The following is a 17,881-nucleotide window of genomic DNA, read 5'->3' on the forward strand; positions in this document are numbered from 1 at the left end:
CGAAATCCCCTGTTGACCATTGTCGGTATGAATCTGCACTGGTCCGCTACGACGAAGAAACTGGGGGATATAACGGTGTGAAGCGTATAAGATGCATGGAGAAGGCCGCGTACAAAGATACAGTAAGGTGCATCCATATCATTTTGTATAGTCGGACCAAAATTTGTTCATTTGCGCCATTTTTGAAAAAAATGTATCTTAGATTAATGAATCGGGAACAACTTGCGGCTATTGATGCTGACGAATATGACTTTTATGTGGACCATAACTATGTGGATCGCATAGATTCGCGGGAATTCAGGCATCGGAAAGCGAGATTATTATATGCTGAAGGCGGGATCATCCATATTTTTACCGCGGAAAAGCATTGGTATCTTCCGGGAAGGTTTTATATGTGGATTCCTTCGGATACGATGTACCATCTTGAAAGCTCCAGCTCGCATATCCATTTGTACAGTTTCTACTTCAAAACGGATGCGCATGAAGCCAGTGTTTTAGCAAAGCCCGGTATATTTCTGAGTAACGATCTGATGCACGAGATGTTTTTGTTTGCCCGGGACTGGACAGGCGGCATTCATGCGCAGAACGATTATGCGAAATACTGTTTGCTGCGTGCGATGAAAGCCATTATTCCGGAAATGAGCAGTCCGATAGATGCTTTTCCCATGCAGCATCCCTATCCTAAAAGTGAAAAGCTCCGGAGTATCGCCCGGTACCTGACTGCGAACATCGACAAGTCGTTTACAATAGAACAGGTAGCGGCGCGGTTTGGTATGAGCAGCCGTTCGTTATCACGGCTTTTTAAAGAGGACATGGGCATCAGTTATATCCGTTTTCTAAGAGCTATACGTATTTCGAAAGCGCTAGAACTGATGTCGGAGAATAGTTATTCTATCTTTGAGATTGCTTTTCGGGTAGGCTATAATGAACTTTCGTCTTTCAGCAATATCTTTACACGGGTGACTGGAATCCGACCTTCGGTCTATATGTCAAAAATTAATGCTTACAAATAACCCTGGAGGGTTACGTTGACATCGCTTTCCTTAAATGGGCATTTCAGTCATCTTATGACGGTGGGAATTTTTTAGCTCATGTATTCTGTCAGAAGGTCTGGGCCTTTTTGTTAGCATAAACAGCAAACAGTTTGTCATGGACTGTTACCATTTTGATCTGAACACCTTGTTGTTGGTAGACGGTTATAAGTTCAGATTCAAGTGATGGTAGTTTATGGCTAAGTACCTGTAGAGAGGGGCAAACTGCTGTATGTTACCACTCAACTACCAGACGTTTGCAGGATATGAGGGGGAGTTGGTGACAAACTGCAGGAAGTCTATGTGAAACAGCATGCAGTCTGTTATCGATGCATAGCACAAGATTGCAGATGTCATACACTTTGCCATAAACTGCTCTGTGTTCGCGATACAATATAGGGAGTCTATGTTGGCTTGTAAAGCGTCTGAGACAAACTGCTATCTGTTTATGACCGATGATTTTCGGATCAGCTGTCATAAACAGCTGATCACCTAGGCCAAAAGCTCCTGCAGATCTTCCTGAGAAAGCGATTTAATGAAACTTTCTTCAGTGGTGATCAGGCTCTGTGCGATGGACTTCTTTTTGTTTTGCAGTGCAAGTATTTTCTCTTCCACAGTATCTTTGCTGATAAACTTATAAATAAATACATTGCGGGTCTGACCGATCCGATGGGAGCGGTCTACGGCTTGCTGCTCCACTGCGGGGTTCCACCAAGGGTCCAGGATAAACACATAGTCGGCCTCGATCAGGTTGAGGCCAACACCGCCTGCTTTGATCGATATCAAAAATAACTTGGTGTCGTTATTTTTTCGGAACTGGGACACGGCTTCATCCCGGTTTTTGGTTCCCCCGTCGAGATAAGCGTAATTGGTGCCCTTCTTATCGAAATATTGCCTAAAGATATTGAGCTGTTTGACAAACTGCGAAAAGATGAGGACTTTGTTTCCCCTGCGCATCACCATTTCAAGGGTGTCGATAACGGCTTCGAATTTTCCGGAATCGCCGATAAAGTTTTCATCCACCATCTTCGGGTGATTGGCCAGCTGTCTCAGTTTGGTGAGTCCCTGCAGCAGCGCAATTTGTGAGGACTTCGGCTTGTTGTCCATCTGCCCATCCAGAATGGCATTTCGATATTCTGATTTGACAGTTTCATACAGTTCGGCTTGTTTGTCTGTCATTTCACAATACAACACTTGCTCTGTCTTGGGAGGCAGCTCCGTGGCAACCTGGTCTTTTGTACGTCTAAGGATAAAGGGTTTGACAATGGCTTGCAGCCGCTGTGCCTTTTCCTCATCTTTTTTCTTTTCGATCGGATGTACAAACTCCTTCTGAAAGTAGGTGTAGCTGCCCAGCAATCCGGGATTGGTAAAATGCATCTGCGCCCATAGGTCGGAAACAGAGTTTTCGACAGGTGTACCGCTCAGAGCCAGTTTGTTTTTGCTTTTAAGACTTTTTATGGCCTTAAACGATTTTGATGTTGGGTTTTTGATATTTTGACTTTCATCTAAAATGATGTAGTTAAAATAAAAGCTGCTGAGGATGTCCTCATCGATGCGCACGATGCCGTAGGTCGTGATCACTAGATCATAGTTGGCAAAGAATGAAGTGTCTTTGATGCGGTTATTGCCGGTATGCAGGTGTATTTTAAGCTGTGGCGCAAATTGCTGAGCTTCTTTCTGCCAGTTGTATACCAAGGAGGTCGGCAGTACCAGCAACGAGGTGTTAACTTGCTCATCCTTGTGCCGTTCTTCTTTTTGTTGTTGTAGCAGGGCGAGTGTTTGGACGGTCTTGCCAAGCCCCATATCGTCGGCAAGACAGCCGCCAAATTTATATTGTTTTAGGAAGTTAAACCAGTTGTAACCCGCCTTCTGATAGGGGCGAAGATGGCCTTTGAAATGTTTTGGTTCGGGAATGTCCACAATCTCTTCAAAATTGGCCAGATTCTGCAACTTTCGGTTAAACACCAACTGTGTATGCTCGCTGATTTCGAAAAGCAGGCCGATGTGCACCTTATTCAGCTTCAGCTCGTGCTTGTCTGTCGAAAACTGAAAAAGATGGTTGTACTGCGCAAACCATTCTTCGGGAATCATGGCAATCTCGCCATTTGGCAGCGTAAATTCCTTGATATTATTTAAGATATGGTTTCGGAGCTGGATAAATGGTATTTCATACGGGCCAAACTTGGCAATAGCACGGATATCAAACCAGTCATTTTCTTCATCGATAGAAATATCCAATGAAGTGTGCCCGATGAAAAAGCGTTTTTCCTCATGCCCCTGTACGATCTGGAAGCCTAAAGCTTGTAGCTCTTGCTGATGGGCGTTCATCCAGTCAAATACATTGACCGGTTTTCCGGATGTGGCGGCAGGAGTTAGTAATCCCAGCTGTCGGTCGGCCGTTTCGAGTCCCAGTGCGTTTAGATGGGCCTGCTGCTGCGTTTCCCATTGAAGGGAACGTTTGACACGGTGAAATACGTAGTGGTCTTTTGCCTCATCGTATTCCATCCGTACGGTTACTTTATTCTCTGCCCCTGCAGTAAAGATATGGGGACCATATTGAAATTGCAGCTGCAGTTGCGAGGCGCCATGTTCGATATAGATCAGCCGCAGCAGTGGTACGGCCTCATGTTGGTGCGTCCGGATATCAAAACCTTCGGCATAGACATGATAGCGTTCAATCAATCCACAGACAAACGTTTCAAAGTACTTCTTCTCGGTGCTTCGGCCAACCGAAATATATCTCTTGTTGAGAAAAGGGCTTAATTTTTTGCCCTCCAAAGGCTGATCAAAGTAATACAGCGTATTGTTTAACAGTAGCCAAGCCTGAATGTTAGTGAGCACGATGGCATTTTTAAACATGAACTCCAATCGCTGGTCTTCGTATTTGATCGTCGGAAAGTAGCGGGTTTCCTCTTCATTCCGGCGGAAATGGAAGAGTATGGATGCTGCGGATGTCGCCAGTTTGATTTCCTGATCTGCCGGGTAGCCATCCTTGCTCATCATAAAGAGAGGCTTGTGCCCGATGGCTTCAAAAACCTGAATCATCTTCTCATCGATCTTTGGGCGCAGGACATCGTACAATTTTTTATCAAAAACCTTGGAGAAGAAATCCACGGGCCGGATTGCTTTCTTATAATATTTTTTTATGAGATTGGTCTGTTCGATCTGGTCCAGCAGCCGGATAAGTTTGTAGTCGGTTTCGTCCAGTTCAGCCGCATAAGCATCCACGGTATTGCTGAATATCCGTTGATATCGCAAAGAGTATGTCCCATTGGGATTGAGTTGAACCATGTGAGGTTCAATAAGATACCCTAAATAAGGATGCTCACAGATAGAATAAACAATTTTATATACTGGAAATGACTTTGACTGTTGCATTAAATATAGCGGACCTTGTAAATAAAGGTTTCTAATATACAATAAAATATAGCATTAACCGCAATTTTTCCGATGAAATTTTAAAAAATAGGGATTAAAAAGTACCCTCAAAGACAAATTCTGCCGGTCCTTTGAGAAAGACGTTGGTAAACTGTGTTCCTTTTTTGTGAAATGATATATAGAGCTGTCCTCCCAGAACACGGATAGGTATATGAATATTTCCTTCGAGATTTTGCTGCAGGGCTACGGCCATTGCCGCTGCTGTGGCTCCAGTGCCGCAGGCATAGGTTTCGTCTTCCACTCCACGCTCAAAGGTACGGAGAAAATAGCCTTCGCCTTCTTTTTCGATGAAGTTGACGTTGATCCCTTCTTTTTTGTAGGTATCGTTATTGCGGATGGCCGAACCCTCCTGAAAGACATTTTTTTTCTGTAAGTCAGTGACGAAGTCTACATAATGTGGTGATCCTGTCTGTAAAATGTAAGCTTCACCATCACGCTGGAAGCTGTCGACGTCGATCATCTGTAAATCGACCAAGTCGGGAGATAAGGTAGCATGATGTATGCCGTCGACTGCCAAAAAGACAGTTTTGTCAGTAATGATTCCCAAATCGCGCGCGAAGGCGACTATACAACGGCCACCATTGCCGCACATACTGCCTTCACGGCCGTCTGCATTGTAGTATACCATCTCAAAATCATAATTTTCCTTCTCCTGAAGCAGCATCAGACCATCTGCGCCTATGCCAAAACGGCGGTCGCACAGCTTCGCTACCAGCGCCTCGTCGGCGCGGTCAAACGATTGGTTGCGATTATCTATCAAAATGAAATCGTTTCCTGCTCCCTGATATTTTGAAAATCTTATTTTCGATGCCATTGCCTTGATTTATAGTAACAAAAATACGTTTTTTTGTTACAAAAAAACGATATAAAGTTAAGAATTGTTAAAATGATTGTATTTGTCTACCAATTAACATTTTTTAACGTGCCGTATTTTCCGAAGGTTTTGAAATGGTATTACATTTGAACATATCCGAATAAAATCGGTAATTTTAAGAGCAAAAATTATCAGCTTTATATTAAGACATTTTAAAAATAGATATAAGTTTATGAATAAGGTCGGTTTAACGCTATTAACAGCTGTTTTCGGTGGAGCAGTAGCATTAGGTGGTTACAAGCTTATTGAAAATAAAAAAATTGATGTGAGGTCTTTTGAAGACAGACAGAAAGTTTATTTTGCCAATAATCCAACAGGAGTGATGTCGTCGACAGGCAATCCTGATTTCACACAGGCCGCCGCGGCGGTATCACCGGGTGTAGTACATATCAAAACGACATATACCAGAAAAGGATCACAGCAACAGCAGGGATCTCCGTTTGACTTTTTCGAGGATTTCTTCGGTATGCCACAAGGTGGTGGACGCCGCCAGATGCAGGCGCAGCCTGTACAGGCTTCCGGTTCGGGTGTCATCATTTCGGATGATGGCTACATCGTTACAAACAATCACGTGGTCGAAGATGCAGACAAAATCGAAGTGGTTCTGACAGATAAACGTAGTTTTGAAGCAAAGTTAATCGGTCGTGACCCCAATACCGATATTGCCCTATTGAAAGTGGCCGGCAAAGGTCTTCCTGTGGTGAAGCTGGGTAACTCAGACAATGTCAATGTCGGTGAATGGGTGCTGGCATTTGGTTATCCGCTTGGGCTTCAGTCCACCGTGACGGCCGGTATCGTCAGTGCTACAGGCCGTGATATCGGTATCCTTAGAGAAGGACAGCAACGCGGTAACCCCTTCGGTGGCGGGCAGGATCAGATTCCGGTAAGTTCGGCCATTGAATCCTTTATCCAGACCGATGCGGTAATCAACAAAGGTAATAGTGGCGGAGCGTTGACCAATGCTTCCGGCGAGCTGATCGGTATTAACTCAGCCATCGCTTCTCCAACGGGTGTATATGCCGGTTATGGTTTTGCCATCCCGGTCAATCTGGTGAAGAAGATCGTAGATGACTTTGTCGAGTTCGGCAATGTTAAACGCGGCTATATTGGTGTCAGCTATAGACCGATCACGCCTGAATTGTCTGAAGAGAAAGGTATTACGGATATCAACGGGCTGTATGTGGAGGATGTGGTTAGTGGAGGAGCGGCAGCAGCTGCAGGTATCAAGAAAGGTGATATCTTAACTAAAATCAATGGCAAAGTGATTACCGGTTCGCCAGTATTGAGTGAAACGATCGGCCGTCTACGTCCGGGAGATAAAGTCAATATCACCTACAAACGCGATGGTAAGGAAAAACAGGTTGCTTTAACCTTGAAAGGTGAGGAATCTGTGAAGTCTGCAGGCCCAAGTGGTAAAGCTTCGAAGAGCGCAACTGAAATTTATAATAAACTGGGGGCTAGTTTCATTCCTGCGTCAGCAGCTAAGAAAAAGGAACTGGGCATAAATTCTGGTGTAGTCGTTACGCAAGTGAACCGTGGTGGTATCTTTGACTATTTCGGTGTGGAACGCGGTCTTGTCATCACAGAAATCAATGGCAAACCCGTGAATAGTGTGGACGATGTTGAAATGGCTTTAGGTGCAACTCAACGTAATATTGTACGTCTGAAAGGTGTTTCTCCTCAAGGCGGTACAGTTCAATTGAGCTTCCCTGTAGAGTACTAAAACTGAATTAAGAATTGGTTGATTAATATAGTTTAGGTGGTACTAACCGTCCGGTTAGGCCACCTTTTTTTCTTTTAATGGTTTTAAGTTTAGTTAATTTGCGTAATTAAAACAGGTCACAGCCGGATGATCCGGTATCAGGAAGTCGGGGGGTGCTGTTGTGTTGGCTACAACAATTAAAAAAATATAGGAATGAAAATTTTAATGGTTTGTTTGGGAAATATCTGCCGTTCGCCGCTGGCTCACGGAATATTGAGACAAAAAGTAAAAGATAAACAGCTGAATTGGGTGATTGAGTCCGCCGGTACCGGTGATTGGCATATCGGCGAAGCGCCAGACCGTAGGGCCATTGCCGTCGCCAAAAAATATGGCGTAGATATATCCGCGCAGCGGGCGAGGCATTTTAACCCGGCTTTTTTTCAGGAGTATGATTATATTTTTGTGATGGACCGGCAAAATTTTGCGGACGTATGCGCGCAAGCGGAGAATCAGGAAGACCTCAACAAGGTCAGGCTGTTCTTAAACGATGATATCGTGCCGGATCCCTATTTTGACGACCAGCTATTTGATCCGGTTTTTCAGATGATCAATCAGCGTTGTGAGGAAGTAATTGCGGAACTATCTTTGGCCTAAATGACATTCATATTACCTCGACATCGACAAATTAATATTATTTTGTTCGATAATTGCCGAACGGGGCTATACCGGGATGACAGGTGGTTATATCCACTGCATGCTGCACTGAACGGCGGTTGTGCGTATGTTGTATGTTCGGATCAACACATCCTGACTGATTAAAAAAATAAAATGAAAGCAGCAGAAGTAAACAAGAAGTGGGCTATTCTACAGGCGGAAATAGCTTCTTTATTTGATATGGAAAAACCTGACATCAAGGTCTGTCTATTCCTTATTGGTGTACAGGAATTGGGGAAGGGGCCCCAAAACTTCTCGAAGAGGGAGAAGGAAGAGCTGATGCATATTGCGACTTGTCGGCTTTTTAGTGCTATGGGATTCTATAGCCTAAAAGGTCTGGATGAACAGGGCTGGCCACATTGGGAACTGGTAAAACCTATCCCCAATTATACCCTGTTGGAACAGGAGCTTATCATCAAATCCCTGATTATTGATTATTTTGAAGAATTAAACGTCATTTAAAACATGAGATTTTTAAAAGTTTCTCTGATAGCCGTTTGTTGCTTACTGCATACACTCACTTTTGCGGCCACACCTGTTTATAAATATGTGCAGATCGTCACCGACAAGGGGACCTGTGTACTGCGCCTCTACAATGAGACGCCCAAACACCGGGACAACTTTGTAAAGCTTGCGAAAAGCAAATATTACGATGGTATGCTTTTCCATCGGGTTATCCAGAACTTTATGATTCAGGGCGGCGATCCGGACTCAAAAAATGCTGTGGGTGGAGCGCAGCTGGGTAATGGTGGTCCGGGCTATACCATTCCGGCGGAAATTCAGGATGGGCTGTTTCACAAGAAAGGTACGATAGGTGCCGCCCGTGACAATAATCCGGCAAAGGCATCTTCGGGTTCTCAGTTTTACCTGGTTCAAGGCAAAGTATTCACCGCAGAGGACCTGGACCGTCTGGAGAAAACGCGGATGAACGGGAAGAAATTCTCGGACCTGCAACGGCAGGCTTATACCACCATCGGCGGAACACCTCATCTGGACTGGAACTATACCGTCTTTGGAGAGCTTGTGAAAGGCGTGGATATCATCGACCAAATAGCGGCTGTGAAGACTGATAAACATGACCGGCCAGAAGTGGATCAAAAGATGAGCATGCACGTACTGACAAGGCGTGAAGCCTTGAATCTGGAACGTGAGTTACAGGGACTCAAACCGAAGACGGGGTTCTTTACCAAAATCGGTGATCTTTTCTCCTCAAAGGACTATTAATTTGTTAAATCCAATACCCCTATCTAAACAATGAAAATAGTAACGTATAATGTGAACGGGTTGCGTGCAGCGCTAAAGAAGGACTGGCTGGGATGGCTCAAGGGCGTGGATGCGGATGTTGTGTGTCTTCAGGAGATCAAGGCCTCTCCAGATCAGATACCGGAAGTGGTACTGCTGGAAGAGATGGGCTATGAACATTACTGGTATCCAGCACAGAAAAAAGGGTATAGTGGTGTCGCTCTCTTCACCAAGATATCTCCCGCACATGTCGAATATGGTTGCGGTCATGAAGACTATGACTTTGAAGGTCGTATCATCCGTGCTGATTTCGGTCAGGTTTCGGTGATGAGCACCTATTTCCCGTCCGGTACAACCGGCGATGTGCGGCAGGAATTTAAATACCGCTTTCTGGACGATTTTCAACAATATAGTGATAAGCTTCTGGTCGAGAAGCCAAATCTGGTTGTCTGTGGGGATTATAATATCTGCCATCGTGCTATTGATATCCATAATCCAAAGTCCAATGCAAATTCTTCGGGATTCCTGCCTGAAGAGCGCGAATGGATGGAAAATTTCATCAACTCGGGTTATATTGACTCTTTTCGCCACCTGAATCCAGATCCTCATCACTATACCTGGTGGAGCTACCGCGCCGGAGCGCGGGCACGCAACTTAGGCTGGCGCATCGATTATAATATGGTGTCAAAGCCTTTGGAGACACGGATCCGTACGTCAAAAATTTTGGCGGACGCCGTGCATTCGGACCATTGTCCTGTGCTATTGGAACTTGATGTATAGGTCAAGGTATTACTCGAATAAAAAAAGCTTTCGCGATCACGAAAGCTTTTTTTATTTGAACTGTTGTTCTAATTGGCCTGACAGAACACAGGGTGCTGCGAACACCGTTGCACGCTCGCGTGAGCATGACCGATTTATGTCTACAGATTGCAGAGCTTCTGTACTGTCCGATAGCTAGCCACGGCTGTGGATAATGGACAGCTGCTGTGCAACTTTCTCCGCAATGGACAGGAAGGACTTTGTAACAGGGTCTTCGGCATCTATCGCGACCGGAAAGCCGTTGTCTCCGGCGTCAGATATCCCTTTCAGCAAGGGGATCTCACCCAAAAACGGCACTTTATATTCTTCGGCCAAACGCTTTCCGCCGTCTTTCCCGAAAATATAGTATTTGTTGTCTGGCAGTTCTGCTGGTGTAAAATAGGCCATATTTTCCACTACCCCCAATAAGGGGATATTGATGCTGTCCATCAGAAACATGCCGATACCCTTCACAGCGTCGGCCAGGGCCACATGTTGTGGTGTCGTGACAATAACGGCTCCGGCAATCGGGAAGGTCTGAGATACGGTAATGTGGATATCTCCGGTCCCCGGCGGCATGTCTACGATCAGATAGTCCAGTTCGCCCCAGTTGGCATCATTGAAAAGTTGCTTGATGGCCGATGTTGTCATTGGGCCACGCCACGGAATCGGTTGATTGGGATCAGTGAAAAAGCCTATGGATAATAGTTTTAGGCCGAATTTTTCCAAAGGCTCTATTTTTACCTGTCCATTCGGCATTTCAACAGATCCCGGCTTGGCGCCTTCCAGACCAAACATAATTGGTAGGGAGGGGCCATAGATATCCGCATCCAGCAAGCCTGTTTTAGCTCCCTTCGCCTGTAAAGCCAGTGCTAAATTGGCCGCAACGGTAGATTTGCCGACGCCGCCTTTGCCGGATGCCACCAAAATAATGTTTTTGATGCCAGCGACTTGCGCTCCCTGCCTTGCAATGACATTTGAAGTCATATTGATCGATACCTCAAGATTTTTGTCAACGAAATGTGTAATGGCATTTCGGCAGGCGTGTTCGATATGATCTTTTAATGGACAGGCAGGCGTGGTTAATATGACGTCGAAGCTCACTTTATTCTCTTCAATCTGAATATTCTGAATCATATTCAATGTTACAAGATCCTTCTTTAAATCAGGCTCTTCAACATAGGATAATGCGTTTAATATTTGTTCTTTGGTAACCATCTAGTATTCATTTGAAATCATGGAATACAAAGCTACTCAATGCGGCGCAATTTCCTGTCATCTGTTTGTTTTTAATGGCCGAAGACCAGTGGTGCCAGTTGGTCGGTCGTTTGCGCGCAATTATAATTGTATATAAAAGCAAATTTATCTAAGTTTGACTGTTGATATGCATGGATTTGCATTAAATTGTATTTATGTCCAATCGGTTTATAACATCTCTGAAGTCCCGCAAGTGGCGGTGGCTTTATATAACTTTTGCTGTTTTCTTGATTTTGGTTGTCGTGGTTGGGACCTATGCCTATCAAAAGAGGGATAGCATGCTCATGGGCGCAATCAATAAAGCGAAGGCCAAGTTGCTGGAAAAGTATGATATGGACCTGAAAATCCAATATTACGCTTTTCAGGGTATGAACGCTGTACAGTTTAAAAATATACAGCTACTACCCAGAAATCGCGCACCTTTGGCGCAAATTGATGACCTGACGGTGTCGGTTAAGCTATGGCCTCTTCTTTTTGGGGATGTTAAGCTGGGGCAGGTGATCTTGGACAATGGTATGGTGTCATTGGTCAAGAAAGACTCGATAAGCAATTATGACTTTCTGTTCAAGAAGCAGAAAAAAGATACCGTGGAAAATGACAATCCAAAGCAGAATCTGGCGGCGCTGGCGGACCGGTTGCTCAAGAATGTGTTTTTTAAGGTGCCCAACGATTTAGATCTTAAAAATTTTGAGCTTTCTTACCGGGACGATAGCACCTCGCAGCGTATTGTCGTTCCATCGGCTGTGATCGATGGTGGCGATCTGGAATCGAAATTTCTCTTAAATGACCATGAGGCCGCATGGAATCTTACCGGAACAATAGATTCGGATAATCAAGAATGTGATTTACGCTTATTTTCGGACAAAAAAGAAGTAAATCTTCCCCTTTTGCAGCGGAAGTTTGGTCTTGCCGTGAGTTTTGATGAAATCTCCTTTCGCCTGGACAAGGCGCACCGGCGGAATAAAGAATTGCTGGAGCTGCATGGTCAATGGGGATTTAAGAACCTCAAGCTTAATCACTGGCGCATATCCAGTAACGATGTGATCTTTCCCGAAGCGACCATGCAGGGAAGCCTCAATATCGGTGCGTCCTCTATGGAAATCAGTAAGGAAAGCACTGTTCAGGTCAAAGACTTCGTGTTTTCGCCCTATGTCAAGTATATGCATAAGCCGGAGAAGGAGATTTTCCTGGCTATCCATACCGAAAGAATAAAAGCGCAGGATTTTTTCGACGCGATGCCAACGGGCTTATTTCCGGGCCTGAATGGTATTCAGGTTGAGGGACATATCCAATATGACCTGAATTTTGCCCTACAGCTGAAGCGGCCGGAGAACCTGCTTTTCTCTTCTAGGATGGACGATAAGGACCTCCGCGTGATCAAGTGGGGCGAGGCTAATATAGCAATGCTCAATACACCTTTTACGTATACCGCCTATGAAGACGGCAAACCTATGCGCGAAATCGTTGTAGGGCCTCAGAATCCCAACTTCACGCCGCTGGATCAGATATCCCGTTATATGCAGATCAGTTTGATCAACACCGAGGATCCGTTTTTCTTCCGTCATAAGGGGTTTGAGGAAAAAGCTTTCAAGCTATCGATAGTGACAAACATCAAAGAAAAAGGTTTTAAACGTGGAGCCAGTACAATCTCTATGCAATTGGTTAAGAACGTGTTTTTAAACCGCAATAAGACGGTGGTCCGGAAGCTGGAAGAGATCTTGTTGGTCTGGCTGATGGAACGCTCTCAGCAGGTCAGCAAAAAACGGATGTACGAAGTCTACTTGAATGTCATTGAATGGGGCAATAATGTATACGGTATTACCGAGGCAGCCCGTTATTATTTTGGAAAGACGCCAGCACAATTGGGGCTAGGGGAGAGCATCTTTTTATCTAGTATTGTTCCGCGCCCGAAAAAAGGGCTGAACTTTTTCGACTGGACAGGCCACCTGAAAGGAAATATGCTGCGCTATTTCAATACCTACGGTCATATTATGACCAAAACGGGGCAGATCGGTGTGGATTCAACTACGTCCAATTATGGCTTTTATGAGGTGCTGCTGCAGCCGCACTTGCGCCCGCCGAGACCTGCGGTCGCAGACTCCGTAGAAACGATCGACATGGGAGAGGATCCGCTGTTGTTTGACGATCTTGGCGGCGGTACGCCGGCGAGCAGCCTGGAAAGTGTATCCGTCCCTCAAAATCTGAAAAAGATGCCCCTGACAAAAAAGGGACAGGAGGCGTCAGCTGAAGAAGAAAAACCCAAACGGTCGTTGTTTGACCGCTTACTGGGGCGCAACAAAGAGGAGAAAGAGGGGAAGGACAACAGTGAAGATAACAAGGACTCCAAACGCGAGCAAAAACGGGAAGAGTAAATAGAGAACCTGGGTTCTCATCGACGATGAAAATCAGAATAGAATGAAAAAAATTGAAATTGACGGATTGGTTTTTGAACCACTATTTGAAGAAGAGCAGATTCAGAAACGGGTTCGTCTGATGGGGATAGATATTAGTTTGCGGTATGAGCATAAGCAGCCTGTTTTTATCGGCGTATTAAATGGATGCTTTATGTTTATGGCCGACCTGTTGAAACAGATCGAAGTGCCCTGTGAGATGTCTTTCATTAAACTGGCTTCTTATATAGGTACCGGCCAATCGGAGCTGAATGAACTTTTGGGTCTCGGTATCGATCTGGAAGGACGCGATGTCATTATCGTGGAGGATATTGTCGATTCTGGTCATTCACTGAAACATACGCTGGATGCTGTAAAACGTTTAAATCCGGCGAGTGTCATTGCCTGTGCCCTGCTAGTGAAACCCGAAGCACTGCAATATCATTTCGAAGAGCTGACCTATGTCGGATTTGAAATTAGCAAGGAGTTTGTCGTCGGGTACGGTATGGACTATAATGGCCTTTGTCGTAATCTTCCCGACATCTATAAAAATGTGCCCGCCTAAGATTTCTTCCACATCCAGGGATGCGGAAGAAATCTTAGGCGGATCAATTAAAATTTAAATGAACAGCTTTCAATATGGTCATTGACCATGCCTACGGCTTGCATATAGGCATAACAGATCGTGGAACCGAAAAACCGGAATCCCCTTTTTTTCATATCCTTTGCGATCTTATCGGATATCGCTGTCGTCGCAGGAACCTGTGATAAACTTTCCCAATGGTTGATTAGCGGCTGTCCCTCCGGCAGAAAGGTATACAGATAGTCGTAAAAACTGCCGAATTCGGCCTGCACTTTTTTGAACAACTGCGCGTTTGTGATGGTGGATTCAATTTTATTCCGATGTTTGATGATACCCGAGTCTTGCAGGAGTGCATCTACATCCTGAGCGGTATAGGCCGCCACTTTATCGACATCGAAGTCCGAAAAAGCCTCTTTGTAGGCTGACCGCCGACGTAAAATTGTAATCCAGCTTAATCCGGCCTGAGCCGATTCCAATATCAAAAACTCAAATAACGTTTTATCGTCTTTAACCTGTCGCCCCCATTCGTTGTCATGATAATCCATATACTGCTTATCCGATCCTGACCACTGGCAGCGTATTAGCTCTTTGTGCATGTTCCTTGAATATTTTTGGATGCAATATAACTTTTTATCCTAACTTTACGACCATAAAAGAGTTTCGCGTTTAAATGGCCTGTGATTTTCTACATCGCCGAAAAGAAACAGTGTATTCAATGGAAGTTAACGTCTTTAAATATCATATTCTATTTATCTTTTTACTAGTATTCTCTGTCTCGGGTCTCCACGCACAGCGAGGGGCACAGCGTAAGGCTGCCCCAGACAGCTTGGTCTTACCGGATAGTACAACACTGCGGGCCGATTCCGTTCCCTCCGCAAATCAGCAAGTGTTGGCTTCCCTGAATCCCGCGTTTCAAAAGCAATATCAGATCACTACAATAAAAGGGGGCAATCTGCTTGTCCATAATATATATCGTACCGACGTCTTGCAATATTTTCACGGGAGGCCCGAGAAAAATCTTTTTGAAAGACAGTATGGTACGCCTAAGCCGCATCGGGAAAATTGGATTTTATTTACCAGTCTTTTCTTAATCTTTGGGGTAGGCCTGATCCGCATCTTCTTCCCTTCGGATATTAAGCTGGTTTTTCAAGGGTATTTTGATGATCGGGTGTTGCTTTCGGTGAGCAAAGAGGACACCATTCTGACCTCCTGGCCGTTTATATTTTTGTTTATCCTGTTTTCTGGGGCTATAGGGTTGTTTGTGAGTCTGTTTTATGCTTATGAATTAAACCGCTTTGATCTCATTACATTCCCCAACTATATCAAGACCGTCGGTATGGTCGGCGGGCTGTTTGCATTGAAAATCGGCTTTATCCGATTTTTATCTTTTGTTTTTGAAATCGGGAAGCTAGTGAAGGAGTATGTCACGGTGTTGTATCTGATTTACTTTAACACCCTTTTTTTAATGTTGCCGGTGTTGCTGATCCTGAGCCTCGTATCTTTACCGACGGTAGGCGTGGTACTCCATATCGCTATTGGTGGAGCAATATTGCTGTTTATGTACCGGTTTCTCAAAACGGCGGCTCATATTATGTCAATGTATAAATTTTCAATTTCCTATTTAATTTTGTACCTTTGTTGCCTAGAAATAGCACCAATATTAATACTGTTAAGATTATTGAGCTAAAACTGGTTAATATGCAAACTTCAGACGTAGAAAGAGCAAAGAAGGTAAAAAGTGTACTGGTTACTTTACCAAAACCTGAAAACGATAAGTCCCCTTATTATGATTTAGCAAAGAAATACGGGTTAAAATTAGACTTTCGAGGTTTTATACACGTAGAAGGAGTTCCTGCCAAAGATGTGCGTAGGGATAAAATTAATTTAGCGGATTATACTGCGGTTATATTTACGAGCAGAAATGCGGTAGATCATTTTTTTAGGATATGCGAGGAGATGCGGTTTGAGGTATCGGCAGACATGAAGTATTTCTGTATTTCGGAGACAATCGCGCTCTATCTACAAAAGTATATTCAATATAGAAAACGAAAAATATTCTTTGGAAAGCAGACCGCCAAAGATTTGGAAGAGGTGCTAAAAAAACACAAAACTGAAAACTTCCTGTTCCCATGTTCGGACGTTGCGAATGAAGAGACAAGCAACTGGTTACAGCAAAATGGCTATAAATTTACACCAGCAGTTCTATTCAGAACAGTAGTCAGCGACCTTAGCGATCTAAAAGACGTATTTTACGATATTATCGTGTTTTTTAGCCCTTCCAGCGTTCAGTCATTGTATGAGAATTTTCCAGATTTTAAGCAGAATAATACACGTATTGCCGCTTTTGGTGCTTCGACGCAACAGGCTCTTTTGGATCATGGGTTGATTTTGGATATTCCAGCGCCCACGCCGAAAGCGCCAAGCATGACTATGGCCGTGGAAGACTATATCAAAAAAGTAAACAAATAATTGCCTTTAATGAAGGCCAGAAATAGAAGAGGGTTTTTTAAAACCCTTTTTTTCTGCCTGAGCATGTTCATTGATCCATGTTTTGCATTTAAAGTATCAGCACGGCCCGGGTCTTATTATTGATCCGGTTTTCGTTAAGGCATCTATCAGCGGACGGTCAATTATTAGCTGGAAATTGCCTTTAGCGGGTTATTATTGCTGTTGATATCTGCACGGGAATAGCCGCTTTATTGGACTATTTATTTTGCTGACGAAGGGAACTGCTTGGGTCAAAATGTAAGAAAAGTGACGGATGTCATTGAGATTTTAATTATATTTCTATTAAATTGTGGCGGAACTATTTGTTCCAATTAAAGATAAGCTATATGCGTTATTTTTAAAATTTGGCAGAAATATTTTTTATGTTTGTAAGTAAGCAAAATTAGTCAGTCGTGAAGTTAAAGCAAGTTGATAAAATTTCGGGCATTCAACCAGAAGACTTTTTAAAGAACTATCTGAAACCAGGAGTTCCGGTGGTGATAACAGATTTCATCAGTGCTGATAGTCCTGCATGGAAGAAATGGAATTATGACTATTTTAAGGAGATTGCCGGGGATATTAAGATCGATGTCTACGGCAAAGAAGAAGAGTCGATGGACCGCGCTGCCAGCGCACCAGTTGGACAAATGACATTTGCAGAATACTTGGATCTGATCAGTAAAGAGCCAACCGAATTGCGATTGTTTCTGTTCAATCTGCTCAAAATAAGGCCCGAACTTAAACAGGACGTGATTTACAATGACGTCACTGGTGGTAAAGTCTTGCAATGGTTGCCATTCATGTTTTTTGGCGGAGAAGGTTCAAGCACCAGAAATCACTTTGATATCGACATGTCGCACGTGTTTATATCGCAGTTTCAGGGGCTCAAACGGATTTGGCTTTTCCCCAACGATCAGTCGGATCTGATGTACAAACTGCCGTACAACTTTCATAGCATTGCCAATCCGAAATACAGCAACGAAGAGGAGTTTCCGGGCATTAAGTATCTGGAGGGCTATGAAGCCGTGATCCACCCCGGAGAAACCTTATATATGCCGGCCGGTTGGTGGCACTATATTCAGTATGAAACCGAAGGGTACTCCATTTCGGTAAGGGCCCTTGCCAATTCCATCAGTGAAAAGCTCAAGGGTGCCCGTAATCTCTTTATCACAAGGCATTTTGATAATACGATGCGGAAGATCTTCAAGGAACATTGGTTCAAGTATAAAATCAATACCGCCAAACGCCGCGCAAATAATGCGATCAAAAGAAATAAACGTTAACAAAAAGAGGTATCCAGAAAGTTCGGATGCCTCTTTTTGTTTCTCGATAACCTAAAATTCTTCGGATACGTCGTTTTGCTTT

At 44.1% G+C, this 17,881-nt stretch carries 15 protein-coding genes; 11 read left to right on the forward strand and 4 right to left on the reverse strand.

Translation table 11 applies throughout. The features are described 5' to 3' along the window. The first annotated feature begins 206 nt into the window (after nt 1-206). Complete coding sequence (locus tag FGL37_RS09300) at nt 207-1,013, forward strand: helix-turn-helix transcriptional regulator (RefSeq protein ID WP_051607285.1); 807 nt, start codon at nt 207-209, stop codon at nt 1,011-1,013. A 510-nt stretch (nt 1,014-1,523) separates the two neighbouring features. Here FGL37_RS09300 and FGL37_RS09305 read toward each other — a convergent pair. Continuing rightward, the gene (locus FGL37_RS09305; protein ID WP_028071823.1) at nt 1,524-4,409 is read right to left on the reverse strand and encodes a DEAD/DEAH box helicase; all 2,886 of its coding nucleotides are present in this window, start codon (nt 4,407-4,409) and stop codon (nt 1,524-1,526) included. A 94-nt stretch (nt 4,410-4,503) separates the two neighbouring features. After that, complete coding sequence (dapF, locus tag FGL37_RS09310; RefSeq protein WP_028071824.1) at nt 4,504-5,283, reverse strand: diaminopimelate epimerase; 780 nt, start codon at nt 5,281-5,283, stop codon at nt 4,504-4,506. A gap of 232 nt (nt 5,284-5,515) precedes the next feature. On the opposite strand from dapF, the gene FGL37_RS09315 reads away from it, so the two are divergent. The 5 genes from FGL37_RS09315 (at nt 5,516) to FGL37_RS09335 (ending at nt 9,781) form a co-directional block, all read left to right on the forward strand. Next, on the forward strand, nt 5,516-7,066 hold the full coding sequence (locus FGL37_RS09315; protein WP_028071825.1) for a Do family serine endopeptidase: 1,551 nt from the start codon (nt 5,516-5,518) through the stop codon (nt 7,064-7,066). A 192-nt stretch (nt 7,067-7,258) separates the two neighbouring features. Next, nucleotides 7,259-7,699, forward strand: a complete 441-nt coding sequence (locus FGL37_RS09320) for a low molecular weight protein-tyrosine-phosphatase (RefSeq protein WP_028071826.1) — start codon at nt 7,259-7,261, stop codon at nt 7,697-7,699. A 174-nt stretch (nt 7,700-7,873) separates the two neighbouring features. Beyond that, nucleotides 7,874-8,221 (forward strand): hypothetical protein, encoded by a 348-nt coding sequence (locus tag FGL37_RS09325; RefSeq protein ID WP_028071827.1) that lies wholly within the window; start codon nt 7,874-7,876, stop codon nt 8,219-8,221. Between the two features lie 3 nt (nt 8,222-8,224). Next, nucleotides 8,225-8,983, forward strand: a complete 759-nt coding sequence (locus FGL37_RS09330; protein ID WP_037534294.1) for a peptidylprolyl isomerase — start codon at nt 8,225-8,227, stop codon at nt 8,981-8,983. Nucleotides 8,984-9,013: 30 nt separating this feature from the next. Continuing rightward, complete coding sequence (locus FGL37_RS09335; RefSeq protein WP_028071829.1) at nt 9,014-9,781, forward strand: exodeoxyribonuclease III; 768 nt, start codon at nt 9,014-9,016, stop codon at nt 9,779-9,781. Nucleotides 9,782-9,955: 174 nt separating this feature from the next. Here FGL37_RS09335 and FGL37_RS09340 read toward each other — a convergent pair whose 3' ends face one another. Beyond that, nucleotides 9,956-11,017, reverse strand: a complete 1,062-nt coding sequence (locus FGL37_RS09340) for an Mrp/NBP35 family ATP-binding protein (protein ID WP_028071830.1) — start codon at nt 11,015-11,017, stop codon at nt 9,956-9,958. Nucleotides 11,018-11,211: 194 nt separating this feature from the next. Here FGL37_RS09340 and FGL37_RS09345 point away from each other — a divergent pair, with 194 nt between their 5' ends. After that, nucleotides 11,212-13,428, forward strand: coding sequence for a biosynthetic peptidoglycan transglycosylase (locus FGL37_RS09345; RefSeq protein ID WP_051607286.1), 2,217 nt, complete (start codon nt 11,212-11,214; stop codon nt 13,426-13,428). 43 nt (nt 13,429-13,471) lie between these two features. Next, nucleotides 13,472-14,011, forward strand: a complete 540-nt coding sequence (gene hpt / locus FGL37_RS09350) for a hypoxanthine phosphoribosyltransferase (RefSeq protein ID WP_028071831.1) — start codon at nt 13,472-13,474, stop codon at nt 14,009-14,011. 47 nt (nt 14,012-14,058) lie between these two features. Here the strand turns inward: hpt and FGL37_RS09355 are convergent, their stop codons facing one another. Next, nucleotides 14,059-14,625, reverse strand: a complete 567-nt coding sequence (locus FGL37_RS09355) for a DNA-3-methyladenine glycosylase I (RefSeq protein ID WP_028071832.1) — start codon at nt 14,623-14,625, stop codon at nt 14,059-14,061. Between the two features lie 119 nt (nt 14,626-14,744). On the opposite strand from FGL37_RS09355, the gene FGL37_RS09360 reads away from it, so the two are divergent. From FGL37_RS09360 to FGL37_RS09370, 3 genes are all read left to right on the forward strand, one after another. Then, a complete protein-coding gene (locus FGL37_RS09360; RefSeq protein ID WP_051607287.1) occupies nt 14,745-15,716 on the forward strand; it encodes a DUF4271 domain-containing protein in 972 nt (323 codons plus the stop codon). A gap of 11 nt (nt 15,717-15,727) precedes the next feature. Then, nucleotides 15,728-16,498, forward strand: coding sequence for a uroporphyrinogen-III synthase (locus FGL37_RS09365; RefSeq protein ID WP_028071833.1), 771 nt, complete (start codon nt 15,728-15,730; stop codon nt 16,496-16,498). 431 nt (nt 16,499-16,929) lie between these two features. Further along, a complete protein-coding gene (locus FGL37_RS09370) occupies nt 16,930-17,799 on the forward strand; it encodes a cupin-like domain-containing protein (protein ID WP_028071834.1) in 870 nt (289 codons plus the stop codon). The last annotated feature ends 82 nt before the right edge of the window (nt 17,800-17,881 follow it).

Source organism: Sphingobacterium thalpophilum, assembly GCF_901482695.1.
Lineage (GTDB): Bacteria > Bacteroidota > Bacteroidia > Sphingobacteriales > Sphingobacteriaceae > Sphingobacterium > Sphingobacterium thalpophilum.